Origin of the sequence: Actinotalea sp. Marseille-Q4924 (assembly GCF_916618755.1) — a bacterium.
Taxonomy (GTDB): Bacteria; Actinomycetota; Actinomycetes; order Actinomycetales; family Cellulomonadaceae; genus Actinotalea.
Genome location: NZ_CAKAKB010000003.1, coordinates 194,551 through 221,341 on the forward strand (window position 1 = coordinate 194,551; position 26,791 = coordinate 221,341).

At 75.1% G+C, this 26,791-nt stretch carries 25 protein-coding genes and 3 tRNA genes; 16 read left to right on the forward strand and 12 right to left on the reverse strand.

Annotated features, from left to right (window positions below; all coding sequences use genetic code 11):
• Positions 1-87 precede the first annotated feature (87 nt).
• The 3 genes from LG379_RS07645 to LG379_RS07655 all read left to right on the forward strand — a co-directional run bounded on the left by LG379_RS07645 (position 88) and on the right by LG379_RS07655 (position 1,082).
• On the forward strand, positions 88-384 hold the full coding sequence (locus tag LG379_RS07645; RefSeq protein ID WP_225754890.1) for a co-chaperone GroES: 297 nt from the start codon (positions 88-90) through the stop codon (positions 382-384).
• 253 nt (positions 385-637) lie between these two features.
• Entirely contained in the window at positions 638-922 is a 285-nt protein-coding gene (locus LG379_RS07650; RefSeq protein ID WP_225753997.1) for a hypothetical protein, read from the forward strand.
• Between the two features lie 87 nt (positions 923-1,009).
• Positions 1,010-1,082, forward strand: a tRNA-Lys gene (locus LG379_RS07655).
• A 64-nt stretch (positions 1,083-1,146) separates the two neighbouring features.
• Here the strand turns inward: LG379_RS07655 and LG379_RS07660 are convergent.
• The 3 genes from LG379_RS07660 to LG379_RS07670 form a co-directional block, all read right to left on the reverse strand.
• A complete protein-coding gene (locus tag LG379_RS07660) occupies positions 1,147-2,184 on the reverse strand; it encodes a glycine betaine ABC transporter substrate-binding protein (protein ID WP_225753998.1) in 1,038 nt (345 codons plus the stop codon).
• Positions 2,185-2,296: 112 nt separating this feature from the next.
• Positions 2,297-2,995: an ABC transporter permease gene (locus tag LG379_RS07665; protein ID WP_225753999.1), complete on the reverse strand. Its 699-nt coding sequence runs from the start codon at positions 2,993-2,995 to the stop codon at positions 2,297-2,299.
• The gene (locus LG379_RS07670; protein WP_225754000.1) at positions 2,995-3,693 is read right to left on the reverse strand and encodes an ABC transporter permease; all 699 of its coding nucleotides are present in this window, start codon (positions 3,691-3,693) and stop codon (positions 2,995-2,997) included. Before LG379_RS07670 ends, LG379_RS07665 begins: the two co-directional genes overlap by 1 nt.
• Before the next feature lie 83 nt (positions 3,694-3,776).
• Between LG379_RS07670 and LG379_RS07675 the strand changes: the two genes are divergently transcribed.
• The gene (locus LG379_RS07675) at positions 3,777-4,844 is read left to right on the forward strand and encodes an ABC transporter ATP-binding protein (RefSeq protein ID WP_225754001.1); all 1,068 of its coding nucleotides are present in this window, start codon (positions 3,777-3,779) and stop codon (positions 4,842-4,844) included.
• Between the two features lie 70 nt (positions 4,845-4,914).
• On the opposite strand, the gene LG379_RS07680 is transcribed toward LG379_RS07675, so the two are convergent.
• Positions 4,915-5,292 carry an STAS domain-containing protein gene (locus tag LG379_RS07680; protein ID WP_225754002.1) on the reverse strand — a complete coding sequence of 126 codons (378 nt, stop codon included), beginning with the start codon at positions 5,290-5,292 and terminating at the stop codon, positions 4,915-4,917.
• Positions 5,293-5,572: 280 nt separating this feature from the next.
• Here LG379_RS07680 and LG379_RS07685 point away from each other — a divergent pair, with 280 nt between their 5' ends.
• Positions 5,573-6,517 carry a RimK family alpha-L-glutamate ligase gene (locus LG379_RS07685; RefSeq protein ID WP_225754003.1) on the forward strand — a complete coding sequence of 315 codons (945 nt, stop codon included), beginning with the start codon at positions 5,573-5,575 and terminating at the stop codon, positions 6,515-6,517.
• Positions 6,518-6,611: 94 nt separating this feature from the next.
• Positions 6,612-6,687, forward strand: a tRNA-His gene (locus LG379_RS07690).
• 60 nt (positions 6,688-6,747) lie between these two features.
• On the opposite strand, the gene orn is transcribed toward LG379_RS07690, so the two are convergent.
• Together orn and LG379_RS07700 are read right to left on the reverse strand one after the other, a co-directional pair.
• Positions 6,748-7,380 (reverse strand): oligoribonuclease, encoded by a 633-nt coding sequence (gene orn, locus LG379_RS07695; protein WP_225754004.1) that lies wholly within the window; start codon positions 7,378-7,380, stop codon positions 6,748-6,750.
• Positions 7,381-7,433: 53 nt separating this feature from the next.
• Positions 7,434-7,691, reverse strand: coding sequence for a hypothetical protein (locus tag LG379_RS07700; RefSeq protein WP_225754005.1), 258 nt, complete (start codon positions 7,689-7,691; stop codon positions 7,434-7,436).
• 196 nt (positions 7,692-7,887) lie between these two features.
• Between LG379_RS07700 and LG379_RS07705 the strand changes: the two genes are divergently transcribed.
• Positions 7,888-8,661 carry a phosphatase PAP2 family protein gene (locus LG379_RS07705; RefSeq protein ID WP_225754006.1) on the forward strand — a complete coding sequence of 258 codons (774 nt, stop codon included), beginning with the start codon at positions 7,888-7,890 and terminating at the stop codon, positions 8,659-8,661.
• 22 nt (positions 8,662-8,683) lie between these two features.
• Here LG379_RS07705 and LG379_RS07710 read toward each other — a convergent pair.
• A tRNA-Arg gene (locus LG379_RS07710) sits at positions 8,684-8,756 on the reverse strand.
• Positions 8,757-8,931: 175 nt separating this feature from the next.
• On the opposite strand from LG379_RS07710, the gene LG379_RS07715 reads away from it, so the two are divergent.
• The 7 genes from LG379_RS07715 to LG379_RS07745 all read left to right on the forward strand — a co-directional run bounded on the left by LG379_RS07715 (position 8,932) and on the right by LG379_RS07745 (position 19,059).
• The gene (locus tag LG379_RS07715; RefSeq protein WP_225754007.1) at positions 8,932-10,605 is read left to right on the forward strand and encodes a dynamin family protein; all 1,674 of its coding nucleotides are present in this window, start codon (positions 8,932-8,934) and stop codon (positions 10,603-10,605) included.
• Entirely contained in the window at positions 10,602-12,143 is a 1,542-nt protein-coding gene (locus LG379_RS07720) for a GTPase (RefSeq protein WP_225754008.1), read from the forward strand. The genes LG379_RS07715 and LG379_RS07720 overlap by 4 nt, the downstream gene beginning before the upstream one ends.
• 133 nt (positions 12,144-12,276) lie before the next feature.
• The gene (locus tag LG379_RS07725) at positions 12,277-12,867 is read left to right on the forward strand and encodes a single-stranded DNA-binding protein (RefSeq protein WP_225754009.1); all 591 of its coding nucleotides are present in this window, start codon (positions 12,277-12,279) and stop codon (positions 12,865-12,867) included.
• Positions 12,868-12,985: 118 nt separating this feature from the next.
• On the forward strand, positions 12,986-14,668 hold the full coding sequence (gene ettA / locus LG379_RS07730) for an energy-dependent translational throttle protein EttA (protein WP_225754010.1): 1,683 nt from the start codon (positions 12,986-12,988) through the stop codon (positions 14,666-14,668).
• 185 nt (positions 14,669-14,853) lie between these two features.
• Entirely contained in the window at positions 14,854-16,848 is a 1,995-nt protein-coding gene (locus LG379_RS07735) for an ABC transporter (RefSeq protein ID WP_225754011.1), read from the forward strand.
• On the forward strand, positions 16,836-18,509 hold the full coding sequence (locus LG379_RS07740; protein ID WP_225754012.1) for a GTPase: 1,674 nt from the start codon (positions 16,836-16,838) through the stop codon (positions 18,507-18,509). The genes LG379_RS07735 and LG379_RS07740 overlap by 13 nt, the downstream gene beginning before the upstream one ends.
• 46 nt (positions 18,510-18,555) lie before the next feature.
• Positions 18,556-19,059 carry a thioesterase family protein gene (locus tag LG379_RS07745; protein WP_225754013.1) on the forward strand — a complete coding sequence of 168 codons (504 nt, stop codon included), beginning with the start codon at positions 18,556-18,558 and terminating at the stop codon, positions 19,057-19,059.
• A gap of 18 nt (positions 19,060-19,077) precedes the next feature.
• On the opposite strand, the gene LG379_RS07750 is transcribed toward LG379_RS07745, so the two are convergent.
• The 4 genes from LG379_RS07750 to LG379_RS07765 form a co-directional block, all read right to left on the reverse strand.
• The gene (locus LG379_RS07750; protein WP_225754014.1) at positions 19,078-20,565 is read right to left on the reverse strand and encodes an SDR family oxidoreductase; all 1,488 of its coding nucleotides are present in this window, start codon (positions 20,563-20,565) and stop codon (positions 19,078-19,080) included.
• Between the two features lie 108 nt (positions 20,566-20,673).
• Positions 20,674-21,648: a DNA topoisomerase IB gene (locus tag LG379_RS07755; protein ID WP_225754015.1), complete on the reverse strand. Its 975-nt coding sequence runs from the start codon at positions 21,646-21,648 to the stop codon at positions 20,674-20,676.
• A gap of 98 nt (positions 21,649-21,746) precedes the next feature.
• Entirely contained in the window at positions 21,747-22,646 is a 900-nt protein-coding gene (locus LG379_RS07760; protein ID WP_225754016.1) for an acyl-CoA thioesterase II, read from the reverse strand.
• Positions 22,643-23,032, reverse strand: a complete 390-nt coding sequence (locus LG379_RS07765; protein WP_225754017.1) for a globin — start codon at positions 23,030-23,032, stop codon at positions 22,643-22,645. Before LG379_RS07765 ends, LG379_RS07760 begins: the two co-directional genes overlap by 4 nt.
• Before the next feature lie 89 nt (positions 23,033-23,121).
• Here LG379_RS07765 and LG379_RS07770 point away from each other — a divergent pair, with 89 nt between their 5' ends.
• A complete protein-coding gene (locus tag LG379_RS07770) occupies positions 23,122-23,352 on the forward strand; it encodes a glucose PTS transporter subunit EIIB (RefSeq protein WP_225754018.1) in 231 nt (76 codons plus the stop codon).
• A gap of 41 nt (positions 23,353-23,393) precedes the next feature.
• Here LG379_RS07770 and LG379_RS07775 read toward each other — a convergent pair whose 3' ends face one another.
• Positions 23,394-24,398 carry a mechanosensitive ion channel family protein gene (locus tag LG379_RS07775; RefSeq protein ID WP_225754019.1) on the reverse strand — a complete coding sequence of 335 codons (1,005 nt, stop codon included), beginning with the start codon at positions 24,396-24,398 and terminating at the stop codon, positions 23,394-23,396.
• Between the two features lie 141 nt (positions 24,399-24,539).
• On the opposite strand from LG379_RS07775, the gene malQ reads away from it, so the two are divergent.
• Entirely contained in the window at positions 24,540-26,705 is a 2,166-nt protein-coding gene (gene malQ / locus LG379_RS07780) for a 4-alpha-glucanotransferase (protein ID WP_225754020.1), read from the forward strand.
• The last annotated feature ends 86 nt before the right edge of the window (positions 26,706-26,791 follow it).

Sequence of the window (26,791 nt, forward strand, 5' to 3'; positions counted from 1 at the left end):
GGCGTCCAGTACGGTTCCGCCGTGAGCACCCCGCCCCGCGCCCCCGGGCCCGCTGCCGCCGCCCGAGGTGGCCGGCTGCCGATCCGGATGCTGCACGACCGCGTCCTGGTGCACATGGATGCCGAGTCCTCCGAGCGGCTGTCGACGTCGGGGATCGTCATCCCCGCGACCGCCGTCGTCGGGAAACGCCTGGCGTGGGCCGAGGTGGTCGCGACCGGGCCGCACGTGCGTCAGGTCGAGGTGGGAGACCGGGTCCTGTTCGACCCCGAGGACCGGGCGGAGGTCGAGCTCCACGGCGCGGACTACGTCCTGCTGCGGGAGAGGGATCTGCACGGCGTCGCGGAGCCGCAGGCGGAGGGGACGGGAACCGGGCTGTACCTGTGACCGTTGTGCCTGGTGGACGGCATCGGCACGGCGGAACGGACGTGCGCGCCCTGCGCTCCCGGGGGCGTCGCGGGGGGACTCGAGGTCCGCTCGGGAACCCGGCCGGGTGACCCGGAACGGACAAGTCGGGCCAGTCCGGCCGCAGGCGTTGCGGTGCGGGCGGCGCGGTGGTGCAGTGGTGCCGTGCTGCGGGCGGGGGGTCCGCGCAAGATCGTCCGGGGCTGCCTCGGACGCCGACGAGAGGGAACCGACCATGGTGGACGACACCGCGCCCGAGAGCGGTCAGGGAACCGCCCCGGCGACGGCGCCGGAGGTCGCCCTGCCGGCGGACGTCGAGGCCGCTCTCGTGGACCGCGACGCCAGCCAGGAGGTCATGAGCCTGCTCAGCGAGCACGTGCCGCTCGCCCTGCTCGCTGACCTGGCCATCCCCGAGGGGCCGGCCTCGCCGGAGATCCTGTCCGAGGAGGGCCTGCCCGACGTCGCCTGGTGGGAGGGCGGCGAGGCCTCCGACGCCGAGGACGGCGCGCCCGCGCGCTGAGCCGACCGGAGCCGGGTCCGCGGTGCGCGACCTCACACGACGGCGGTTTCGCATCGCCCCTGCCCGGCTGCTAACCTCGTGCACCGCGCGCCATTAGCTCAATTGGCAGAGCAGCTGACTCTTAATCAGCGGGTTCGGGGTTCGAGTCCCTGATGGCGCACAGGAGAAGGGCCCCGCCGAGGCGGGGCCCTTCGTCGTGCCGGCCGGTCAGCCGTGGCGCCGCGTCACTCCGTGGCGAGGGCGGCGTCCGAGGAGAAGACGAGGCCGAGGGCGACCTCGCCCTGCTGCAGCGCCGCCTTGGTCAGCGGGCCGCCCGGGTCGAGCGAGACGAACTCGGCGACGTCGAGGCCGTAGACGTCCTCGAGCCCCGGCTGGCAGAAGGGCCGCTCCGGGCACTCCGGCGGCCCGCCCAGCACGATCCCGCCGCAGGTCTCCGCGAGCTCGCTGAGCGTCGAGACGCCGTACTCCTCCGCGAACGCCGTCGTCACCGCGAAGGCGTTCTGGTCCTGCGCGTCCGACGGGGTGCCGAACACGAGCCCGACCTCCTCGCCCAGGCCGGTGAGGGCCTCGACGGTCGCGTCCAGGTCGCTGCTCGCGACCGCGTCGGCGTCCGTCCCGTTCACCTGGTCGTTGAGGAACTCCGTGAGCGTGCCGACGTACTCGGGGATCACCGTGAGCTCGCCGGCGAGGAGCGCCGGCAGGTACGTCTCGCGGTTGCCGATGGTCTGCGTGGAGGCGTCGTAGCCGGCGGCGCGCAGCGCCCCGGCGTAGAGCTCCGCGAGCGTGGCGCTCTCGGAGAAGTTGCCGGCGCCGACGACGACGCCCTGGCCCTGCCCGACCTGGTCCTGCTGGTCCAGCCCCTGCTCGGCGAGGAACTCTGCCGCGACCTCGCTGGAGGTGCGACGCTCGACGTCGACGGCCCGGTTGAGGCCGATGAGGATCTCGGTGTCCAGGGCGGCCGAGACCTCGTCGAGGACGCCCAGCAGCGCGTCGTCGCCCTCGACCGCGGCGGCGTTGACGGCCGGGATGATGTTGTCGACGGTCTGCAGGCCCTGGTCGTCGTCGAGGACGACCAGCGAGTCGCCGGCCACCGGGGCGCACTCCTCGAGCTCACCGCCGGCGTCGGCGTCGTCGGTCGCGGTGGTCGCGTCGGGCTCGGGCGCGGTCCCGCCGGAGGAGCCGGGCTCCCCGCAGGCGGCCGTCACCAGCAGCACGGTGGCCAGCAGGCCTGCCCGTGCCAGGGCGGATCGGCGTCGGCGCATGGATCGTCTCCTCGTTCTCGCCCGCCCCGTGGCGGGTCGTCGGGTGTTCCATCGAAGGTGCTCGGACCACAACCGGCAAGACTCCTCCGGCGTTCCCGAGGTCACCGTCCGGTCACGATCTCGCCACGGCACCTCGGCCGGTGCGGAGCGGGACCGGGGTCAGGAGCCGCTGCCCGGCGGCGAGGAGGCCCTCGACCACGAGGCACAGCAGCGCGATGAGGACGGCCGCGGCGAGGACCTCCCCGTAGCGGCGGGTCGCGAAGCCGTCGACGAGGAAACGCCCGAGCCCGCCGCCGCCGACGAACGCCGCGAGCGACACCGAGGCCACGACCTGGACCGCCGCGGTCCGCAGCCCTGCGGCGACGAGCGGCAGCGCCAGCGGCAGCTCGACGCGGGCCAGGGACCGGGTCCGGGACATCCCCATGCCCCGGGCGGCCTCGCGGACCGAGCCGTCGACCTCGCGCAGCGCCGTCCACGCGTTCGCCAGGATCGGCGGTGCCGCGAACACCGCGAGCGCGATCACCGTCGGCCGGTTGCCGAACCCCACGCCGCTCGACGCGAAGATCATGAGCAGTGCCAGCGTCGGGAGGGCCAGCGACGTGTTGGTCGCGGGGATGAGCCACGCTCCGCCCCACCCGCGGTGGCCGAGCCACACGCCCAACGGCAGCGCGACGACCGCGGCGAGCAGCACCGCTGCTCCCGCGATCCCGAGGTGCTCGACGGTCCGTGCGAGGATCCCGCCCGTGCCGTTCCAGACCAGCGGGTCGTTGAGCCAGCGGAACGCGGCGCCGAGGACGTCGTCGTCGCGCATCAGCGGCGTCCCCGCGCCCAGGGCGTGAGTGCTCGGCCGACCAGCATGAGGGCCACGTCGGCGAGCAGCGCCACGGCCAGCGTGAGCACGGTGGCGGTGGCGATCTCGGCCCGGTACTGGGAGTTGAAGCCCCGGTAGAGCAGCTGGCCCAGACCGCCGTAGCCGACGATGATGCCGATCGTCACGAGGGCGACGGTGCTCACGGTGGCGAGCCGCAGGCCCGCGAAGATCGAAGGCACCGCGAGGGGCAGTTCGACCGAGAGCAGCATCCGTCCGGGGCTCAGGCCGGTGCCGCGGGCGGCGTCCACGACCCCGCGGTCCACGCCCTGCAGCCCGACCAGGATGTTGCGCACGAGCACCAGCAGGGCGTACATGACCAGCCCGATGAGCACCGTCGTCCGCGGGTCCCACAGGAGCGGGTAGATCATCGCGAAGAGGGCCAGCGCCGGCACCGTGTACAGGACGCCGGACGCGCCCAGGATCGGTCCGGCCAGCCGGGGGCGCCGGTGCGCCAGGACGGCCAGCGGCAGGGCGAGCGCCAGGGCGATGAGGACGGCCTGGGCGGTCAGGGTGACGTGCTGGGAGAGCGCCGTTGTGAGGTCGCCCCAGTTGTTCTCGACGTAGCGCCAGGTGAACCACGGGTTGGCGGGAGGTGCTGCGGCGGCGGGGGCGGCGAGGCCCGCTGTGCTCCCGATCACCGGACCGACGCTACAGGGCACCCCCGGCGCAGGCGCCCGGTGCTCAGGGACGGGCCAGCGGCGCCGGGGTAGCGTCGTCGCTCATGACCAGCGAGCAGACCCCCGGTCGGGCGACCGCCCTGGCCCTCGGCGCGGCCCGTGCGCCCGGCGAGGCCGTCATCCGGTTCGAGCAGGCGCGCAAGGAGTACCCGGACGGGACGGTCGCGGTCCACGAGCTGGACCTCGAGGTCCAGGAGCACGAGCTCCTCGTCCTCGTGGGCGCCTCGGGCTGCGGCAAGTCGACGACGCTGCGCATGGTCAACCGGCTCGTGGAGGCGACGTCCGGACGGGTCCTGGTCGAGGGGCGCGACGTGGCGACGGTCGACCCCGTCGCCCTGCGCCGGCGCATCGGCTACGTCATCCAGGACGTGGGCCTGTTCCCGCATCGCACCGTCGGTCAGAACGTCGCGACGGTGCCGGAGCTCCTCGGCTGGGACCGCGGACGCACCCGGTCCCGGGTCGGTGACCTGCTCGAGCTCGTCGGGCTGGACCCGGCGACCTACACGGGCCGCTACCCGCACCAGCTCTCCGGTGGCGAGCGGCAGCGCGTCGGTGTGGCGAGGGCGCTCGCCGCCGACCCGCCCGTCCTGCTCATGGACGAGCCGTTCGGCGCGGTGGACCCGTCGGGGCGCCGCCGCCTGCAGCAGGAGTTCTGGCGCATCCAGCGTGAGCTCGGCACCACGGTGATGTTCGTGACCCACGACGTGGACGAGGCGGTGCGCCTGGGTGACCGCATCGCGGTCTTCCGTCGCGGCGGCCACCTGGAGCAGGTGTCCGACGCCGTGACGCTGCTCGCCCGACCCAGGACCTCGACCGTCGCCGAGCTCGTCGGGACGGGCAGCACCGTGCGGCTGCTCTCGATCGGCGAGCTCACGGCCGACGACGTCGCGGCCGTCCCTCCGCGTCCGGCCGCGCCCTCGGGTCGCCCCGCCGGGTCGGAGCCGGCCGCGGGGACCGTCGCCGTCGGCGACCGGCTCGACGTCGTGCTCCAGGCGCTCGCGGCCGCGCCCGACGGCGTCCCGGTGACCGAGGGCGGCGCCGTCGTGGGTCACCTCACCGCGGACGGGCTCCTGCGTGCCGTGCGCCGGACGGTGGCGTCGGCCCAGGGCTGACGCTGACGTCACGGATGCCGGGGCCCGCGTGCCGAGAGCGGCGGGGCGGCGCCGTCGTCGGGTGTCGGGCCTACGCGCCGGACGACGGACCGTCGTCGTCGGACGGCTCGTCGGCGAACGGCAGGAGACGGTCCACGCCTGTGATGGTCATGAGCTCGCGGAGCATCCACGGCGCGTGGTGCAGCTCGACGGGGTAGCCGCCCGCCTCGGCGTCCCGGGCGAGGCGGACGAGGATGGACATCCCGGCGGAGTCGACGAAGCTGACGCGCCCTGCCTCGATGACCACGGGCAGCCTCCGGTCGGCGACCGCCTGGCAGAGGGGACCGGCGTTCTGCCGCACGGCGAGGTCGACCTCGCCGAAGACCTCCACCACCGAGCGCTCAGGCTCCTCGTGCAGCGTCATGCCCGACGACTCGCCGTCGTGCTCGTGACCCAGCGCCTCGATCATCCTCGACCCGTTCCTCCGTGTAGTCCGTGCCGGCCCGTCCGCCGGTCCGGATGTCCGGCCCGACCACACGCGCCCGGTCGGACCGTCCGCCCGACCGTGTCGTCGTCCCACCAGGTCAGGCGCACTCCTGATGAAAGCGTAGATCGGCGCCGACGGCACCACGGGGACGCTCCGGGGCGCGGCGGATGACCCGTTCGGCCCTGTGCGGATCAGGCTGGGTGTGCACCGATGTGCAGAACCGTTCGCACCCGTTCCCACCGGTGATGTCTAGGGTGTTCCCGTGACCCGCATCGCACTCGTGACCTGCTCCCGCCTGCCGGACCTCGACCCCGAGGACACCCCCCTCCTCGCGGCGATCGCCGCCCGCGGCGCGACCGCGGACGCCGTCGTCTGGGACGACCCGACGGTGCGCTGGGAGGACTACGACCTCGTCGTCGTGCGCTCCGCGTGGGACTACGCGCAGCGTCACGACGAGTTCCTCGCGTGGGCGGAGCGGGTCTCCGTGGTGACGCACCTGGCCAACCCGCTGCCGGTCATCGTGTGGAACACCGACAAGCACTACCTGCGGGAGCTCGAGTCCGCCGGCGTGCGGATCGTGCCGACGCAGTGGCTGGAGCCGGAGCGCCACCTGTCGTCCCGGGCGTTGCACACGCGGTTCCCGGCCCACGGGGAGATGGTCATCAAGCCGGCCGTCTCGGCCGGGAGCCTCGACGCCGGTCGGTACACCGCCATCGACGCGCAGTCCCGGGGCCTGGCGATCGCCCACGCACGGCGCCTCCTCGGGGAGAACCGCACCGTCATGGCGCAGCGGTACCTCGCCAGTGTCGACACGGTGGGCGAGCGGGCCCACGTCTTCGTCAGCGGCGAGTACTCCCACAGCGTGCGCAAGGGCGCGATGCTCGACGGCCCCGACGTGGCCGTGGAGGGCATGTACAAGGAGGAGAGCATCAGCGCGATCGAGGCCCCCGCCGAGGAGGTCGAGATGGCGCACGACGTCATCGCGACCGCGCGCCGCCTGCTCGACGCCCGCCCCGACGCGGCCGGCGCGGACGACCACCAGCCCTTCCTCTACGCGCGGGTGGACGTCGTGTCCGACGACGACGGTCGTCCGGTGCTCATGGAGCTCGAGCTGGTGGAGCCCTCGCTGTTCCCCTCCTTCGCGGAGGGCGCGGTCGACCGGCTCGCGGACGCGATCGTCGCGCGGGCAGGGATCCCCGCGTCCTGAGCGGTCCGGAGCACCGGCGTGGACCCGGTAGACTTTCCGCCGGTCCACGCCCCCGGGGCACCGGAGGAGCCGTTCGCGGCATCGGCGGACCGTGGTGGCTATAGCTCAGTTGGTAGAGCACCTGGTTGTGGTCCAGGGGGTCGCGGGTTCAAGTCCCGTTAGCCACCCCATGACGAGGCCCGGTCGGTCGAGCACTGCTCGAGCGGCCGGGCCTCGTCCGTGAGGCGGCGTCAGCGGCCGGCGCGCACCGAGGTCGCGACGACCTGGGCTGCGATGTCCTTCGCCGCCGTGGAGTCCGGCCCCGGCTGCGGCACGAGCATCGCGGCGCGGTAGTAGCGCAGCTCGTCGATGCTCTCGAGGATGTCGGCGAGCGCACGGTGGCCGCCGTTCTTCTCGGGCGAGGCGAAGTAGACGCGCGGGTACCAGCGGCGGGCGAGCTCCTTGATGGAGGAGACGTCGATGACCCGGTAGTGCAGGTGCCCGACGAGATCGGGCATGTCCCGCTCGAGGAACGCCCTGTCGGTGCCCACCGAGTTGCCGGCGAGCGGCGCCTTGCCCGCCTCGGGGACCCACGCGCGCAGGTATGTCATGACCTGCTCCTGGGCGTCGGCGAGGGTGGTCCCGCCGGGCAGGGCCTCGAGCAGGCCAGAGGTCGTGTGCATCGCACGGACGAAGGGGTCCATCTGCTCCAGCGCCTCGGGGGGCGGGGTGACCACGACGTCGACGCCCTCGCCGAGGACGGTCAGCTCGGAGTCGGTGACGACGGCAGCGACCTCGATGAGCGCGTCGCGGGCCAGGTCGAGTCCGGTCATCTCGCAGTCGATCCAGACGATCTTGTCGTTGGGCTGGCTCGCGGGGCTCACGCGGTCACTGTACGTGCTCTGGCCAGGGCGTGGACGTCGGGCAGCTGTGGCGCTCAGGCTGCGAGCGCATGGCCGTCAGCGGCCGGCCGCGCGGTGGCGGCCGGCCGCTGGACGGGTGCCCCGGCGGGGGCGGAGGGGGTCCGGACCGCGCGACGGGCGCGGACCAGGACGGTGCGGGCGGCGGACGGGACGCGTCGGCCGGCCGGTGCGGTGACACCGGTGCGCCGCGCGACCTCGTGGCGGCGCGCCTCGAGAGCGAGGCGGTGCTGCTGGTCGCGGACGGTGGCGTCGTAGAGCAGTGCGGGATGCATGGTGGCGGCTCCTGGTGAGGGACTGGGTAGTGAGGACTGGCCAGGTCCGTTCACCGCGGTGGCACCACTGAAGCAGCCGGGCACGACCTCGATCACGTCTTTTTCTGCAGCCGGGCGCCCGCGTGGCACCGACCCGCCGTCGGGACCCGGACGGCGTCCTCGTGCGCGCACGCTGCCGCTGCGCGAGCCTGGGCCGATGGCAGACGCGACCCCCGACCCGTCCACGCCCCCGGGCCGACGGCGCCGCGCCGCCGCCAGGGCGATCACCGGCGGGCGGTCCGCGTGGTCGTGGGTCGGGGACCGCCGTGCCCAGCTCGCCGTGGTCGCCGGGGTGGTCCTCGTCGTGCTCGGCCTCGCCGGGTTCGTCGCCGTCTTCGACGCCGTGCAGGAGCGGGACGACCTGGCGGCCCTCGACCGGCCCGTCCTCGAGGGGCTCCGAGCGGCCCGCAGCGAACCGGTCAGCGCCTTCCTCGCCGCCGTGTCGGCGGTGACGGGTCCGGTCGTGCTGCCCGTGGTGGTGGTGGTCTCAGCCGTGGTGTGGGGCGTCCTCGGCAGGAGCTGGTGGCAGGCCGCCCTCCTCGCCGGGGCGATGGTCCTGTCGACGCTGGTCTCGGTGACCCTCAAGGCGGTCATCGCCCGACCCCGGCCGCCCGTCGACGCGATGCTCGTGCCGGGGGCGGAGACCACGTACTCCTTCCCGTCCGGGCACACGATCGGCACGGCCACGTTCCTCCTCGTCGTGGCCTACCTGCTGTGGGTGCCCCGACCCACGGCGGCGTGGCTGCTGGGTGGCCTGGCGCTCGTCGCGGGCGGCGTCGTGCTGGTCGCCCTGAGCAGGCTGTACCTGGGGTACCACTTCGTCACGGACGTGGTGGCGTCGATGGCGCTCGCGGTGGCCGTGCTCGGCGTCGTGGTGGCGGTCGACCGCCGGCGCGCCGCGCGGGCGGTCACGGTGGCGACGCAGGGCTGACGCGGGTCAGAGCCGACGCGGGCGCCCCCGGCAGGATTCGAACCTGCGACCTGCGGATTAGAAGTCCGATGCTCTATCCACTGAGCTACGGGGGCCGGCGCCCGAGGGGCCCGCCCAGAGTACTGGCCTTCCTGGTCGACGTGCCGGTGGACGTGCTGGTCGACGCGCTGGTCCACCTGCTGCTCCCTGCGCCGGACGAGGTGCCGTCCCGCTCCTCCCGCTCCGGCGCGCGCGTTTGGTCCACACCCCCGCGCACGGGAGGATTGCGCCGTGCCCGCTGACGTCGACCGCTCCGCCTCGGCGCCGCGCGTGGGGCGTGGGCGTGCCGGTGCGCCGGGTGAGGGCGGCGACGACGCCGAGCCGCGGCCCCGCGCCAGCGACTACCTCCTGGACGCCGTCGGCGACCTGCGTCGGGACCTCGACCGCACGCGCTTCGTGCTGCGCCTCGCCGGGGCCGACCGCGCCGAGCAGCGGCGGCGCGAGCTGCTCGAGCAGCTCGACGACCAGCTCCTCCCGCGCCTGCGTGAGCTGTCCGCCCCGGCCGTCGTCGTCGTCGCCGGCAGCACCGGCGCGGGGAAGTCGACCCTCGTCAACTCCGTCGTCGGCGAGGAGGTCTCGCCGGCCGGGGTGCTCCGTCCCACGACGCGACGTCCCGTCCTGGCGCACCACCCCGCCGACGCCGAGCTGCTCGAGCGCCACCCGCTGCTGGAGGACGTGGACGTCGTCGTCCGCGAGGAGGTGCCGCGCGGCATCGCCCTCGTCGACGCCCCGGACCTGGACTCCCTCCTGGCGTCCAACCGGACCGTCGCGCAGCGGCTGCTCGACGCCGCGGACCTCTGGGTCTTCGTCACGACCGCGGCTCGCTACGGCGACGCGGTGCCCTGGCAGGCGCTCGCGCAGGCGGCCGAGCGTGGCACGTCGATGGCCATGGTCCTCAACCGCGTCCCGGCGGACGCGATGACCACCGTCCGATCGGACCTCATGCAGCGGCTGCGCGACCGCGGCATGACCACGGTGCCGCTCTTCGTCGTGCCCGACGAAGGTCCGCGTCACGGTCTGCTGGCGGCGGGTGTCGTCGCGCCCGTGCGGCGCTGGCTCGCCATGGTCGCCGGCGCGGACCGCGCCCGCTCCGTCATCCTGCGCACGCAGCGCGGCACGCTCAAGGCGCTGCGGCCCTGGGTCGACGAGCTCGCCGAGGCCGTCCAGGCGCAGGTGGACGCCCGTGCCGGCCTCGAGCGCGTCGTGGAGGAGGCGCTCGAGGCGCCTGCTCAGCGCGCCGAGCTGGCGGTCCGCGGCGGGGCGGCGGCGGACGGCCCGGTGCGTGCCCGGTGGGCCGCCGTCGGCGGCGCCCGGGGTCCGCTCGCCGGGCGCTGGACCCGCCGCGGGCTGGAGGCGCGCGCGGAGGCGCTCGCGTCCCTGCGTGCGGAGCTGCTGACGTCCGCGACCGTGCTGCTGACCGCGGCGCGCCGGCACGCGCAGGACGGCGTCCTCGGCGCCCTGGAGCGCAGCGCGCTGCCCGGTGCGCCGGGGCTGCTCGACGCGGTCGGGCCGACCGACGTCCCCGCCGGCCACGGCGCCGGCGACGCCGCCGCGTGGGTCGGCCTCGCCGCGTCCGTCCTGCAGGAGCTGGGTGCGGGTGACCGGAGGAGCGCCGGCGCCGTGGACCGCCTCGTCAAGGGCGTCGGGTCCGACGGCGCGGCCACCCTCCTCGCGGCCGCCGCGGCCGGGCTCGGTGCCGCGGGCGTCCTGCTCACCGGCGTGCTCGGGGCGGAGGCGACGGCGACGGCCGTCCGACGGCTGCAGGACGACCTCGCGGCCCGCGTCCGTGCGCAGGCCGCCGCCGGGGCGGACCCGGCGCGCGCCGTGCTGTCCGCACCCGACCTCGCCGACGACGCCGCGTCGCGCCTGCGCCTGCGGCTCGCCGTCCTGAAGGGGCTGACATGACCGACCTCCCGCCGGACGCTGCAGGCCCGCGGACCCGTGGACTGCTGCACCGCGTCGCGGACCTCGAGGAGGCCCTGGTCCGGGGCGGTGGCCGGCTGCCCGAGGACGCCGTCGGCGTGGCGCGGCGGTCCCTGGCCGCGGTCCGCGAGCGGCTGGCCCTCGGTGTCGACCACACGGTCGTGGCGCTGGTGGGCGGGACGGGCTCCGGCAAGTCCAGCCTCTTCAACGCCCTCTCGGGGCTGAGGTTCGCCGACGTGGGTGCGCGGCGGCCGACCACCTCCGCCGTCACGGCGTGCACCTGGGGCGGCGCGGATCCGCTGCTGGACTGGCTCGGGGTGGCCCCGGACCGCCGCATCGAGCGGGAGAGCGCCCTGGACGGCGACACGCAGGCGGGTCTGCGGGGCCTCGTGCTGCTCGACCTGCCCGACCACGACTCGGTGGCGGAGGAGCACCGCGCCGTCGTGGACCGGCTGCTGCCGATGGTGGACCTGCTCGTGTGGGTCGTCGACCCCCAGAAGTACGCCGACGACGCCCTGCACACCGGCTACCTGCGCCACCTCGTCGGGCACGAGGGCTCGATGCTCGTCGTCCTCAACCAGGTCGACACGGTGCCGGTGGGCTCCCAGGGCGCCCTCCTGAACGACATCGCCCGGCTGCTGCGCGAGGACGGTCTGGCCGACGTCCCCGTCCACGCCGCGTCGGCGACGACGGGCGACGGGGTGCCCGTGCTGCGCGCCGCGATCGCGCGGGCGGTCGCCGGTCGGGGGCAGGCCGAGCGACGGGCGGACGCCGAGCTCGCGGACGCGTCACGGGCCCTGGCGGCCTCGGTCGCGGACGGCGAGCCGCGGAACCTGCCGCGGGACGCGACCGTCGAGGAGCTCGTCCGACTCGTGGGCGCGGACGCCGGTGCGGAGGCGGTCGTCGCGGGGGCCGTGCCGGAGCTGGTGCCGGCCGACGCGGAGCGCGTCGCCGTCGTCCGCCGCTCGTGGCTCGACGAGGTCGCGGGGCCCCTGCCGCTGCCGTGGCGCGAGGCGGTGGACGCGTCGGTGCCCAGCGCGGACGGGCTGCGCGAGGAGGCGGACCGGGCGGTGACCGCGGTCGACCTCACGCCCACCGACCTCTCGGCGGCACACCGACGCCGGAGCGTGGCGGTGGCGCTCGCCGTCGTCGGTGGGGTGCTCGCGGTGGCCGCGGTCATCGTCGGCGTCGTCGTGGCCGACGGGACGGTCGTGGCGCTCGTGCTCGGAGCCGCGGCTCTCGTGGCGCTGCTCGCCGCGGGTGCGGCCGCCGTGGGGGCTCGGGGTGCCGCGGACCGGGACCGGCGGGCTCGGGCAGCACGGCTCCTCGCCGAGGTGCGGACGGTGCTGGGCGGGGTCGTCGACGAGGCGCTCGTCGTCCCGACCCGCGCCGTCCATGCCGATCACCGCGCCGTCCGGCGCGCCGCGACGGGTCACTCCGCCGGGCACGTCGCTGCTGCGAGCGACGACGCACCGGTGCGGGGCGCCGCGACGGCGGAACCCGGCCGCCGCGCCCGCTGACGACGCCGTCCACAGTCACGACCGGGGGCGCGGCCTCCCCAGGCGGCGCGGACCCCCGGGTGGTTCCGCCCTGTGCTGCGACAGCCTCGCTGCGGGGCCGGACGGACCGGCTCCGCAGAGCTGGAGGTGGCGCATGACAGGCAGCGGACTGACCGTGACCGTGGTCGGGTGGGCGGCGACGACGCCGCGCGAGATCTCTGGGGACGGCGTGCCGTACACGAGCTTCCGCGTCGCGACGACCCCGCGCCGGTTCGACCCACGCGCAGGCGCGTGGACCGACGGCCAGACGGAGTGGATCACCGTCAAGGCGTTCCGGGACGTGGCGCTCAACGTCGGCTCGTCGATCCGCAAGGGCGACCCGGTCGTCGCCACCGGGCGGCTGCGCACCGAGGAGTGGCAGGGCGAGTCGGGTCCGCGGATGTCGCTCGTGCTGGATGTCGTCGCGCTCGGCCACGACCTGACGCGTGGACGGGCCGCCTTCACCAGGACGGTGAACGTCGGTGCGGACGCCGCCCGGTCGGGGACGGGGCGCCCGCCTGCCGGTGGCCCCGTCGTCGACGACCCCTGGGCAACCACCGGGCCCGCGGACGCGGTCGGCGAGGACGAGTTCGCCGAGGAGCCGGTCGCCCCCGACGGCGACGACGAGTCGGCGGGTCGGGGGTCCGAGGCCGACGGTTCAGCACTCGAGGCGGCCGGGTCGGGGCGCGCGGCCCGGACGCCGTAGGCTGGGCGGTCGGCAGCAGGCCCGTCGGGCGGCGTGCGCGTCCCCGCTGCGGCGACCGGTGACCACCGGCGGGCCGGCCCTGACCACCCACCACCACCGACTGGAGCGAACCGGACCCGTGGCTGAGTTCATCTACACCATGTACAAGGCGCGCAAGGCGCACGGCGACAAGGTGATCCTCGACGACGTCACCATGAGCTTCTACCCCGGGGCGAAGATCGGTGTCGTCGGGCCCAACGGCGCCGGCAAGTCGACGATCCTCAAGATCATGGCCGGCCTCGACCAGCCGTCCAACGGCGAGGCGCGGCTCTCCCCGGGCTACACCGTCGGCATCCTGCTGCAGGAGCCGCCGCTGAACGAGGAGAAGACGGTCCTCGGCAACGTCGAGGAGGGCGTCGCCGAGATCAAGGGCAAGCTCGACCGCTTCAACGAGATCTCCGACCTCATGGCGCTGCCCGACGCGGACTTCGACGCGCTGCTGGCCGAGATGGGCGAGCTCCAGGAGGCGCTGGACCACGCGGGTGCCTGGGACCTGGACGCGCAGCTCGAGCAGGCGATGGACGCCCTGCGCTGCCCGCCGCCGGACGCCGACGTGTCGGTCCTGTCCGGGGGGGAGCGCCGGCGGGTCGCCCTGTGCAAGCTCCTCCTGGAGAAGCCCGACCTCCTCCTGCTCGACGAGCCCACCAACCACCTCGACGCCGAGAGCGTGCTGTGGCTGGAGCAGCACCTGTCGCAGTACCCCGGCGCCGTCATCGCGGTGACCCACGACCGGTACTTCCTGGACCACGTCGCGCAGTGGATCGCCGAGGTGGACCGCGGGCGGCTCTACCCGTACGAGGGCAACTACTCCACGTACCTGGAGAAGAAGCAGGCCCGCCTGGAGGTGCAGGGGAAGAAGGACGCCAAGCTCGCCAAGCGCCTCAAGGACGAGCTCGAGTGGGTCCGGTCCTCGGCCAAGGCCCGCCAGACCAAGTCGCGCGCGCGCCTCGCGCGCTACGAGGAGATGGCGGCCGAGGCGGACCGCACGAGGAAGCTGGACTTCGAGGAGATCCAGATCCCCGCCGGCCCGCGCCTGGGCAGCGTGGTCATCGAGGCGGAGGACCTGCGCAAGGGCTTCGGCGACCGCACCCTCATCGACGGCCTGTCCTTCACGCTGCCGCGCAACGGCATCGTGGGTGTCATCGGTCCGAACGGCGTGGGCAAGACGACGCTCTTCAAGACGATCGTCGGCCTCGAGCCGCTCGACGCCGGCAAGCTCAAGATCGGTGAGACGGTCCAGCTGTCGTACGTCGACCAGAGCCGCGGGGGCATCGACCCCAAGAAGACCCTGTGGGAGGTCGTCTCCGACGGCCTCGACTTCATCAAGGTCGGCAACGTGGAGATCCCGTCCCGGGCGTACGTCGCGTCCTTCGGGTTCAAGGGGCCGGACCAGCAGAAGCCGGCGGGCGTCCTGTCCGGCGGTGAGCGCAACCGCCTCAACCTCGCGCTCACGCTCAAGCAGGGCGGCAACGTCCTCCTGCTCGACGAGCCGACGAACGACCTGGACGTCGAGACCCTCGGCTCGCTGGAGAACGCGCTCGAGGAGTTCCCCGGCTGCGCCGTGGTCGTCTCCCACGACCGGTGGTTCCTGGACCGCGTGGCGACGCACATCCTCGCCTACGAGGGCACCGAGGAGGACCCGGCGGCCTGGTACTGGTTCGAGGGCAACTTCGAGTCCTACGAGCAGAACAAGGTGGAGCGGCTCGGCGTCGAGGCGGCGCGTCCGCACCGGGTCACGTATCGCAAGCTGACGCGCGACTGACGCGACCGCCACCGCGAGGGCCGTCCCTGCACGGGGGCGGCCCTCGCTGCCGCTGCCGCTGCCGCTGTCGCGTCGGCAGCGCGTGAGCCACGCACGCGCGGACCCGGGCCGCCTGCGACAGACTGGCGGGCGGGCGTTGCCCGCGCCGGCCCGGCACGGGCCGGTGACCAGGACGAGGAGGCGCCGTGACGGCTGAGGGCGACGCGGTGACGGGTGAACCGGTGACGGGCGACGCAGTGACGCGTGAACCGGTGACGGGCCACGCGCTGACGGGCGAACCGGTGACGGGCGAGGCGGCGACGGGCGAGGCGGTGACGGGCGAGGCGGCGACGGGCGAGGCGGTGACCGGTGGCGCGGGGACGGGCGACGCGGACTCGACCGACCGGCTGCTCTCGGCCCTGACCGCCCTGCGGACCACCGTGCAGGACGCCCGGCTGCCGCTGGACCTGCCGGGAGCCGACCACCACCGCCGCACCGCACGCCGTCTCGTGGAGCACCTGGACGACTACCTCCTTCCCCGGGTACGGCAGATGGGTGCGCCGCTGCTGGCCGTCGTGGGCGGCTCCACCGGCGCGGGGAAGTCGACGCTCGTCAACAGCCTCGTGGGCAGCGAGGTCACCGCCGCGGGTGTCCTGCGGCCCACCACGCGCTCGCCCGTGCTGGTGCACCACCCGGACGACACGGCGTGGTTCGCGACCGACCGGATCCTCCCGACGCTGCCGCGCGTGACCGGTCGGGACGCGCAGGGCCGTGCCCTGCGGCTCGTCGCGGACGTCGACGTGCCGCGCGGTCTGGCGATCCTCGACGCCCCCGACATCGACTCGGTCGTCGAGGAGAACCGCGAGCTCGGCGAGGAGCTCCTCGGCGCCGCTGACCTGTGGGTGTTCGTCACGACGGCGGCCCGCTACGCCGACGCCGTCCCGTGGGACCTCCTCGCCGCGGCAGCGCGTCGTCGGGCCGTCGTGACCGTCGTCCTCAACCGCGTCGACCCGCCCGCGCGGACCGCCGTCGCCGCCGACCTGGGCCGCATGCTGACGGAGAACGGCCTGCCCGAGGCGCGCCTCGTGACCGTCGACGAGGCGGCGCTCGTCGACGGTCGCCTGCCCCGCTCGGCCGTCGCGGACCTGGACGCCTGGCTGCGCGCCGTCGTCGGCGACAGCGGGGCGCGCGAGCAGGTCGTCCACCGGACGGTCGCCGGGGCCGTGGAGGACGTGCTCGCGACGGTGCCGACGCTGGCCTCGGCCGTCGACGAGCACGTCGCGCACGCCGGCCGGCTCCGCTCGCAGCTGGACCAGGCGTACGACGACGCCCGGCAGCGGGTGGCCGCTGCCACGTCGGACGGGACGATGCTGCGGGGCGAGGTCCTCGCCCGGTGGCAGGAGTTCGTGGGCACGGGCGAGGTGTTCCGGGCGATCGAGGCCCGGGTGAGCAACCTCCGGGACCGCGCTGCGGCCTTCCTGCGCGGACGTCCCGCGCCGGAGCCGGTCGCCGAGGCGATCTCCAGCGGCCTCGTCGACCTGGTCGTGGACGCCGCGGACCGGGCCGCCGAGCGGACGGCCGCGGCGTGGCGTGCCGACCCGGCGGGCGCTCGCCTGGTCGAGGGCCTGTGGCTCACGCGGGCGTCGGGCGACCTGCGCGGCCGCGTGGCGGAGCAGGTGCGCGCGTGGCAGCGCGGCGTCCTCGACCTCGTCTCGACGGAGGGCGCGGACAAGCGCTCGACGGCGCGGGCGCTGTCCTTCGGCGTCAACGCGCTCGGCGCGACGCTCATGGTGGTCATCTTCGCCTCCACCGGTGGCCTCACGACGGCCGAGGTGGGGGTCGCCGGGGGCACGGCCGTCCTCGCCCAGCGGCTCCTCGAGGCCGTGTTCGGCGACGAGGCGGTCCGCCGCCTGACCCGCACGGCGCACGAGGACCTCGTGGCCCGGTTCGACCGGCTCCTCGACGACGAGGCGCGACGCTTCGCGACCGTCGTCGACGCCCTGGACCTCACGCCTGCCGCAGGCCAGCGGCTGCGTGCCGCCGCGCACCGGGCCGCCGCCGACGCCGCCTGGCTCGGTGCCGCCGTCGAGCTGCCGCCCGTGCTCAGCGGACCCGGCGAGCGCGCCGACGACGTGCGCGTCGAGGGGCCACCACCGGAGTCCGGTCTGCGGCGCTGGTGGAGGTCGTTGTGGGAGGGCTGACCGTCGCGGAGCGGCTCGACGCCCTCGCGCGTGCCGTCGTCGCCGGCCGGGACGTCCTGCCGCGGGACGTCGTCGTCGCCGCGGCCGCCGTCGAGGACCGCGCCGGGCACCGCATGCGCCTGTCGGCCGACCACACCGTGGTCGCCTTCGCGGGCGCCACCGGTTCGGGCAAGTCCTCGCTCGTCAACGCCGTCACGGGGGTCGACGTCGCCGCCGTCGACGTGCTCCGGCCGACGACGTCGGAGGCCCTCGCGCTCGTGCGCGGCGAGGAGGGCTCCGCCGCGCTCCTGGACTGGCTCGGTGTGCGGCGCCGGCACGTGCTCGAGGTGGAGCCCACCCCTGACGGCCCGGCGGACGCCGCGTGGTTCGCGCGGAACCGCCGGCCCGTCGACGAGGGCGGGCTCGTGCTGCTCGACCTGCCCGACCACGACTCGGTCGTCGTCGAGCACCGGCTGGAGGCCGAGCGGCTCGTCGCGCTCGTCGACCTCATGGTGTGGGTCGTCGACCCGCAGAAGTACGCGGACGCCGCGCTGCACGACCGCTACCTGCGGAACCTCACCGGCCACCGCGACGTGCTGCTCGTCGCGCTCAACCAGATCGACCGGCTGCCGCCCGCCCAGCGGGACGCCTGCGCCGCGGACCTGGCTCGGCTCCTCGCCGACGACGGGCTGGCCGGCGTCCCCGTCCTGCTCACCTCCGCGCGCACGGGCGAGGGTGTCGAGGCGCTGCGGGACCGTCTCGACGACGCGGCCCGCCGCCGGGAGGCGGCGACAGCACGGACCGTCGCGGACGTGCGGGAGGTCGCCGAGCGCATCCGCGCGGTGACGGCACCGACCACGTCCGCGCCGCCGCAGGCACGGCGGGACCTCGTGGTGGCCCTGGAACGGGCCGGTGGCGTCCCGCTCGTGACCGCGGCCGTGCGTGCCGGCTGGGCGGCTCGCGGACGCCGTGCGACCGGCTGGCCCCCGACGCGCTGGCTGGCGCGCTTCCGACCGGACCCCCTCCGCAGGCTCCACCTCGGGCGTACGGGGGGCCGCGCCGACGAGGCGGATCCCGACGCCGAGGTCGTGCGCTCGTCGCTGCCGGCGCCCGGTCCCGCGGAGGAGGCGAAGGCGCGGGGCGCCGTGCGCGCCTACGTCGACCAGGTGACGCAGGGCGCGCCCGACCCTTGGGTGCTGCACGCCCGCACCGCCCCCGACCACGACGGCCTGCCGGACGCGCTGGACCACGCGGTGGCGTCGACGCCGGTGCTGCCCGCCCGGCGGCCGGGGTGGTGGGCGGCCGTCGGGGCGCTCCAGTGGCTGCTGCTCGCCGTGCTGGTCGGCGGCGCCCTGTGGCTCGGGGCGCTCGCGGTGCTCGCCTCGCTCCAGCTGCCGGCCCCGGAGCCCCCGCGGTGGGGAGACGTGCCGTGGCCGACGGTCGCCCTGCTCGGCGGAGCCCTCGCCGGTCTGCTCGTCGCACTGGTCGCACGGGTCGCCGTCGGGGTCGGTGCCCGCCGGCAGGCCGCACGCGCGACGGCACGGCTGCACGAGGCGGTCGCACTCGTGGCCGACCGGCGGGTCGTCGAGCCCGTCCGCGAGGTGCTCGACAGGATGGCGGCCTGCCACGCGGAGGCGACCACGGCGGCTGCCGAGCCCGGCCGCCGCGGGCGCTCGCGCTGACGACGCCCGACCGACGACGCCCCGCCGCGGCGGGGGAGGAGGAACCGTGAGGTTGCACGTGCCGGTCCCGCTGCGGTGGGGTGACCTCGACGCCTACGGCCACGTCAACAACGTCGCCATGCTGCGGCTGCTCGAGGAGGCGCGCATCGCTGCCTTCTGGCGCCACCCGGCCGCCGGGACGCCGGCGGTCGACGCCGCCGACGTCGACCTCGGAGCCCCGACGGCCGTGCTCGACGCCGGGCCGACCGCCTCGACCCACACGCTCGTGGCGCGCTCCGAGATCGAGTACCTCCTGCCGTTGCCGTACCGCCGGGAGCCCGCGGTGGTCGAGATGTGGCTGGGGCACCTCGGCGGCGCCAGCATCGACGTCTGCTACGAGATCACCGGCGGGGACGAGGCGGCGCGGGAGGTGTTCGCCCGGGCGATCACCACGCTCGTGCTCATCGACGCCGCCACGCAGCGCCCGCGCCGGCTCACGGACGACGAGCGCTCGGTGTGGGGCCGCTATCTCGGCGAGCCGCCGGCGATGCGCCGCCGCGCGACCGGTTGAGCAGGTCGGGGTCCGGTCTCAGGCGGCGACCCCCGCCGCCCGCCGCTCCGCCTCCTCGCGGATGCCCCGCTGCATCCCGCCGAACACCACGCCGTGGAAGGGCGTCACCGCCCACCAGTAGAGGTGCCCGAGCAGCCCCTGCGGGTGGAAGGTCGCGAGCTGGGTCATGACGGACCGGCCCGCGGACGTGTCGGACGGCTCGACCGCGAGCTCCAGCCACGCCAGCCCGGGGACGCGCATCTCCGCCCGGAGGCGCAGCAGCCGCCCCGGCCGGACCTCCTCGACCCGCCAGAAGTCCACGGCGTCGTCCACGAGCAGGCGCAGCGGGTCGCGTCGGCCACGGCGCAGGCCGGGACCGCCCCAGATGCGGTCGAGGACCCCCCGCACGCGCCACGCCAGCGGCCACGAGTACCAGCCCACCTCGCCGCCGATGCTCTCCAGGACCTGCCACAGCACCTCGGGCGGAGCGGCCACCTCGGTGCGTCGCCGGTCGCGGTAGAGGGAGCCGCCTGCCCAGTCCGGGTCGCTGGGCAGCGGGTCGCTCGGCGCGCCGGGCACCGACGCGGAGGACCAGCGCGTCACGACGTCGGCGTCCTGGATGCGCTGGAGCGCCAGCCGCACGGCCTCGTCGAACGGCACGAGGCCGCCGGGCGGATCGGGCACCCAGCGGGCGATGTCGTGCTCGCGGCAGACCACCTCGTGGACGAGGGACTCCACCAGCGGCCGTGCGATCGACGCGGGCACCGGCGTCACCAAGGACACCCACAGGCTCGACAGACGGGGCGACAGCACCCCCACCCCGACGATGATGCGGCGCCGCAGCCCCGCCACCGCGGCGTACCGCTGCATCATGTCGCGGTACGTGAGCACCTCCGGCCCGCCGATGTCGAAGGCGCGGCTCACCTCCGGCGGCATCGTGACGCTGCCGACCAGGTACCGCAGCACGTCGCGGATGGCGATGGGCTGGATCCGGTTGTCCACCCAGCGGGGCGTCGTCATCGCGGGCAGGCGCTCGGTGAGGTACCGCATCATCTCGAACGACGCGGACCCCGACCCCAGGATCACGGCGGCGCGCAGCACGGTCGTCGGGACGCCGGAGGCGAGGAGGATGTCCTCGACCTCGCGACGCGACTCCAGGTGGGGGGAGAGGCCTTCCTCCTCCGGGTGCAGGCCGCCGAGGTACACGATGCGCCGCACCCCGGCGTCCCGCGCCGCACGTGCGAACGTCAGGGCGGCGAGGCGGTCACGTCGGGCGAAGCGCTGACCGGTGCCGAGGGAGTGGATGAGGTAGTACGCGACGTCGACGCCCTCGAGTGCCGCGCGGATCTCCTCCAGGTGGGTGGCGTCCGCCGCGGCCGTCTCGACCTGCTCGAACCACGGCCGTCCGCGCAGCCGCTGCGGGTTGCGGGCCACCGCCCGCACCCGGTGGCCGGCCGCGAGCAGCTCGGGGACGAGGCGCCCCCCGACGTAGCCGGTGACACCCGTGACCGCGACGTGGGCTCCCATCGCGCCAGCCTAGGTCCGACGGCGGCCCCGGCCCCCGCGTCACGGGTGGACGGGGCGCCGGGCGGTCAGGCGCCTCTCAGCAGCACCGCGGCCGGGCGGGCGCGCGGCTCAGCCGAGCAGCTCCAGCGTCGCGCGCTCCGCGGCCGCCCGGGTCCGCCGTCGGCCGATGGTCGCACCTCGCTCCCACAGGTCCACCAGTCGCGGGTCGATGTACGACGCGCGGCACACCGCCGGGGTGTTGCCCAGCTCCTCGGACACCTCCTTGACGACCGTCGCGACGGCGCGCCGCCGCCCGCGCTCCGACGACGGCGTCCCCACGTCCGCCAGCCCGGCCGCCGCGAGCACCGTCGCGTGCCAGGTGCGGAAGTCCTTGGGCCGCGCCTCGGCGCCGAGCCGCTCCTTGACGTACTGGACGATGTCCGCGGTCGTGACGTCGTGCCACGCGCCGTCGGCGTCCTGCCACGCGAGCAGCTCCTCGCTGTCGTCGTCGCGTTCGCGCAGGGCGCGGACGGGCGCCAGGACCGCACGGTCCTCGACCCGTGACTCGCGGACCTGACCCGACTTCGCCGGGTAGCAGAAGCTGACGCCGTCCCGGTGCAGCCGGACGTGGTCGCGACGCACGGTGGCCAGGCCGTAGCTGCCGTTGTCCCGCGCGTACGCCTCCCCGCCGGCCCGGAAGTAGGCGTCGTCCAGGAGCCGGAAGGCCAGGGCGAGCACCTTCTCCCGAGGCATCCCCGGGAGCGCCAGGTGCTCGCGCACCTTCTTCCGCGCGGCCGGCAGGCGGCGTGCGACCTGCAGGACGTGCTCGTGCTTGCGGCGGTCCTGCCGCAGCCGCCACTGCGGGTGGTAGAGGTACTGGCGCCGGCCGGCGTCGTCCGTGCCGAGCGCCTGGATGTGGCCGTTCTCCCAGGGGCAGATCCACACGTCGGTCCACGCCGGCGGGATGACGAGGTCCGTGCACCGCGCGACGGCGTCCGGGTCGGTGATCCGCTGCCCGCGCTCGTCGAGGTAGACGACCCCGCGACCCTGCTTGCGACGGGTCCAGCCGGGGCCGCCGGGACGGGACCTGCGCAGGCGGGGCATGCCACGAGTGTGCGGTGCCGTCCCCGCCGCGTCGCGGCGAACGCCGACGGCGGCCCGCCGACGACGGCACCCGGCCGACGACGAGGTGCCGCCCGCGCTCAGTCGTCCAGCGGCGTGCGGACCATGCCCTCCTGGGCCATCGTCGCCACGAGGGTGCCGTCCTGGCGGTACACCCGCGCGGCGCCCAGCCCTCGACCGCCGTGCCCGCTCGGGGTGGACTGCACGTAGAGCAGCCACTCGTCGGCGCGCACGGGGCGGTGCCACCACATGGCGTGGTCGAGGCTGGCGATCGCCAGGCCGGGGCTGGCCCAGCTGAGGCCGTGCCGCCGCAGGACCGGCTCGAGGAGCACCTGGTCGCACGCGTACGCCAGCAGGGCGCGGTGCAGGACCTCGTCGTCGGGCAGCGGCGCCCGCGCCCGCATCCAGACCAGCTGGTGGCCGCTGGCCATCGGTCCGGGCTCCAGGTAGATGGCGTCCTCGACGTGCCGCAGGTCGAACGCCGCCGCCTGGGTCCAGAAGTCGGCCATCGGGTGGTCGATGCCGGCGAGCACCTCCAGCGCGCTCGGCACCTTGTCGGGTCCCGGCACGGACGGCGGTGGGGTGTCGGTGTGGTCCAGGCCGGGCTGCTCCACCTGGAAGGACGTCGTCATCGACAGGATGGGCACGCCGTCCTGCAGCGCGTGCGTGCGCCGGGCGCTGAAGGACCGGCCGTCGCGGAGGTTCTCGACCGAGAAGGTGATCGGCTTGGTGACGTCCCCGGGCCGCAGGAAGTACCCGTGCACCGAGTGGGGGAGGCGGTCGGGGGAGACGGTGCGCGCCGCAGCGAGGACGCACTGCGCGAGGACCTGTCCCCCGAAGACGCGGCCGCCGGGCTTGGGCAGGCTCGACCCGACGAAGGTCCCCTCGCCCGTCTCCTGCAGGTCCAGGACGTCCAGGACGCGCTGCAGCGCCCCCTCCGCCGTCTCCGGCGTGCGGGCGGTTCGCTGGTCGGTCGTCATCGGGCTCCCTCGTCGAAGGTGTTGACCATGGCGTGGGCGGCGCGCTCCAGGTAGTCCCAGAAGGTGGCGTGCGGCAGCGGCGGGAGCTGCAGCTCGGTCAGCGACGTCCGCATGTGCTGCAACCAGCGGTCGCGCGCCGCCGGGCTCACCGGGAACGGCGCGTGCCGCATGCGCAGCCGCGGGTGCCCGCGCTGGTCGGAGTACGTCGTCGGGCCGCCCCAGTACTGCTCGAGGAAGGTCCGCAGCCGGTCCTCGGCCGGACCCAGGTCCTCCTCCGGGTACATCGGTCGCAGGAGGTCGTCCGTCGCGACCAGCTCGTAGAACCGGGCGACGAGCCGGCGGAACGTGGGCTCCCCGCCGACCAGGTCGTAGAAGCTGTCGGGCACGGCCCCATCCTCTCCCACGGCGGACTAGTGTGTGTCGCGGGTGGGTGGGACCCGGTCCGGCACGGCGTGCACGACGGGAGGAGACCTCGATGACGAAGGCCGAGCAGATCCTCGCGGCGCTCGGCGGCGACGGGAACGTCGTCGACCTCGAGCCGTGCATCACCCGCCTGCGCGTCGAGCTCAAGGACCCGGCGCTGGTGGACGAGCCCGCGCTGCGGGACTCCGGCGCGTTCGGTGTCGTGCGGTCCGGGCGGATCGTGCAGGTCGTCGTCGGTCCGGAGGCCGACACGCTCGCCGCGGACATCGACAGCCTCCGCTAGGTCGCTCGCCGGACCGACGGCCAGCACCTCGCCGACCGCCGTCACCGCTCCTTCGGGTCGCCCTGGTGGGACGACCCCGAGGTGCTGCGCTCGACCATCACCTGCCGCGGGATCGCCAGGCCGACGCCCTCCGCGACGAAGAGCTCGCGCAGGCGCGCGCGCACGTCCCGCTGGATCGCCCACTGCTTGGCCGGGGCGACCTTGAGGAGCATCCGGAGCATGACGGACTCCGCGCTGAGCGACTCGTAGGACGTGACCTCCGGCGCGCCCAGGACGTCGTCGACGTGGACGGCGGCGACGTCCGTGGCCGCGCGCAGCACCAGGTCGGTCGCGTGGGCGACGTCCGTGTCGGGCGGGACCATCACCTCCACGCGGGCCACGGACCAGCCCTGCGTCATGTTCCCGACCCGGAGGATCTCGCCGTTGCGGACGTACCAGAGCGTCCCGCTGAGGTCGCGGACCTGCGTCACGCGCAGGCCCACGGCCTCGACCGTGCCCGTGGCCTCGCCGACGTCCACGACGTCCCCGACGCCGTACTGGTCCTCGACCAGCATGAAGATGCCGGCGAGGAAGTCCTTGACGAGGGTCTGGGCGCCGAACCCGAGGGCCACGCCGACGACGCCGGCCGAGGCCAGGACGGGGCCGAGGTCCCAGTCGTTGATGTTGGCCAGCGCGGTGACGACGAGGACGGTCACCACGATGCCGGCCACCGACCGCAGCACCGAGCCCATCGTCTCGGCGCGCTGCACGCGCCGGGCCACGGCCAGCGGGTCGGAGTCCTCCCCGGGCACCGGGACGCGCGACTTCATGAGCAGGCGGCGCGTGTGGGACCGGACCTTCGCGCCGCCGTCGATGACCGAGCGCACCGCCCGGCCGATCGCCCAGCGGACCGCGGCGAGCAGGAGGATCCCGACGACGACGGCGACGAGGCTCTGCAGCGGCCAGCCCAGGAGCCAGTCCATGGCCTCGGTGGTCTTCTCGGCGGTCCGGTCGACGACCTCGGAGACGGCCTCGGAGGGATCGGGGGACGGAACAGCGACGATCATGCGCGCCAGGCTAACGAGCGCCGGCGCCGCCGTCGGCCGTCGGCCGCCGATCGCGACGACCTGTCACGGGATCCTCACACGGGCGGCGGCGCGCGGGGCGGCCGACCGGCTCGGGACGCCGCGCTCTGGCAGGATCGACGCGTGCCCGAGACCCACGACGCCTCGCCCCTGCCGCAGCCCCTCCTGGACCTCGCGGCCCGTCACGGGGTCGTCCCCGACTTCTGGGGTTTCGACGGCCAGCACCGGTTCGTGTCCGAGTCGACCATGGTGGCCGTCCTGGCGGCCCTGGGTGTCGACGCCTCGACGCCGGAGCGCGTCGACCTCGCCCTCGAGCACGCCGAGGACGACCCGTGGCGCCGTCCGCTGCCGCCCGTCGTCGTCGTCCGCGCCGGCAGCACCGCCGATGTCCCGGCCCACGTCACCGACGGCCGGCCGATCGCCGTGCACGTCGAGCTCGAGGGGGGCGGCGGGCGCCGTGACCTCGTGCAGTCCGACGCCTACGTCGCCCCGCGGACCGTCGACGGCCGGCAGGTCGGCAGGGCGACCTTCGTGGTCCCGGCCGACCTGCCGCTCGGCTGGCACGAGCTCGTGGCGCAGTCCCCCGACGGGACCGGCCGGTCCACGCTCGTCGTCGTCCCGGACCGCCTGGAGCTGGGGCACGGGCTGGAGGAGCGCCGCGCATGGGGCTTCATGGCGCAGCTGTACTCCGTGCGCTCCGAGCGCTCCTGGGGCGTGGGGGACCTCGCGGACCTGCGCGAGATGTCGTGGATGGCGGGTCGTCGCTGTGCGTCGGACTTCCTGCTCATCAACCCGTTGCACGCCGCGGAGCCCGGCTCGCGGATGACCCCGTCGCCGTACCTGCCGGTGACCCGTCGCTTCGTCAACCCGATCTACCTGCGGGTCGAGGACATCCCCGAGACCGCCTACCTCCCCGTCGCGGAGCGCTCCCTGGTGGAGTGGCAGGCCGAGGTCGCCCGCCCGCTCAGCGAGGACGAGGGTCCGATCGACCGGGACACCGTCTGGGTCGCGAAGAAGGTCGCGCTCGAGGTGGTCCACGCCGCGCCCCGCTCGGCCGCCCGCCAGGCGGCCTTCGAGGAGTACAAGGAGCTGGAGGGTCCAGGTCTGGACGACTTCGCCACCTGGTGCGCGATCTCCGAGCACTACGAGGGCCGCGCCTGGCCGGCCGGGGCCGACGACCGCGGCTCGGAGCTGGTGAAGGGGCTGCGGGAGCGGCTCGCGGACCGGATCGAGTTCCACCGCTGGCTGCAGTGGGTCGCGGACGAGCAGCTCGCCGACGCGCAGCGCGCCGCCCGGGAGGGCGGCATGCGGATCGGGATCATGCACGACCTCGCGGTCGGCGTGCACCCGGAGGGCGCCGACGCGTGGGCGATGCGGGACGTGCTCGCCCAGGGCGTGTCCGTCGGGGCACCGCCGGACATGTACAACCAGCAGGGCCAGGACTGGTCGCAGCCGCCGTGGCGCCCGGACGGGCTAGCCCGGGCCGCGTACCGCCCGTACCGCGACATGCTGCGCACGATCCTGCGGCACGCAGGTGCCATCCGGATCGACCACGTGCTCGGGCTGTTCCGCCTCTGGTGGATCCCCACGGGTGCCGGTGCCCAGGACGGCGCGTACGTCCGCTACGACCACGAGGCCCTCATCGGCATCCTCTGCCTCGAGGCCCAGCGGGCGGGCGCCGTCGTCATCGGTGAGGACCTGGGCGTCTTCGAGCCCTGGGTGCGCACGTACCTCACCGAGCGCGGCGTGCTCGGCACGTCGGTCCTGTGGTTCGAGTACGACGGCGACCAGCTCATGGCCCCGGAGAAGTACCGGCGTCTCGCGCTCGCGACCGTCACCACCCACGACCTGCCGCCGACCGCCGGCTACCTGGCCGGGGAGCACGTCGACCTGCGGGACCGGCTGGGGCTGCTGACGGAGCCGGTCGACGTCGTGCGGCGCGCCGCCGCCCAGGAGCGGCAGCAGATGGTGGACGTCCTCACCGCGCGCGGCCTGGTCGGCGCCGACCCCTCGGAGCGCGAGCTGGTCGAGGCGATGCACCGGCTCGTCCTCGCCTCGCCGTCCGTGCTCGTCGGCCTCTCGCTCGCGGACGCGGTGGGGGAGCGGCGCGCGCAGAACCAGCCCGGCACCGACACGGAGTACCCGAACTGGAAGGTCCCGCTGGCCGACTCGGCGCAGCGACTGGTGACGGTGGACGCCCTCTTCGACAACCCGCGGCTGCGGTCGCTGGTCGTGGCCGTCAACGACGCCATCGACACCCCCGCGGGGGCGTCCCGGCAGCGCGGCTGACCGCCGTCCGCGCACGCCGTCAGGTCGTGCGACACCGCGAGACCCCCGGCGCCACTGCTCCGGGGGACTTGCGCTCGATCTCCTCC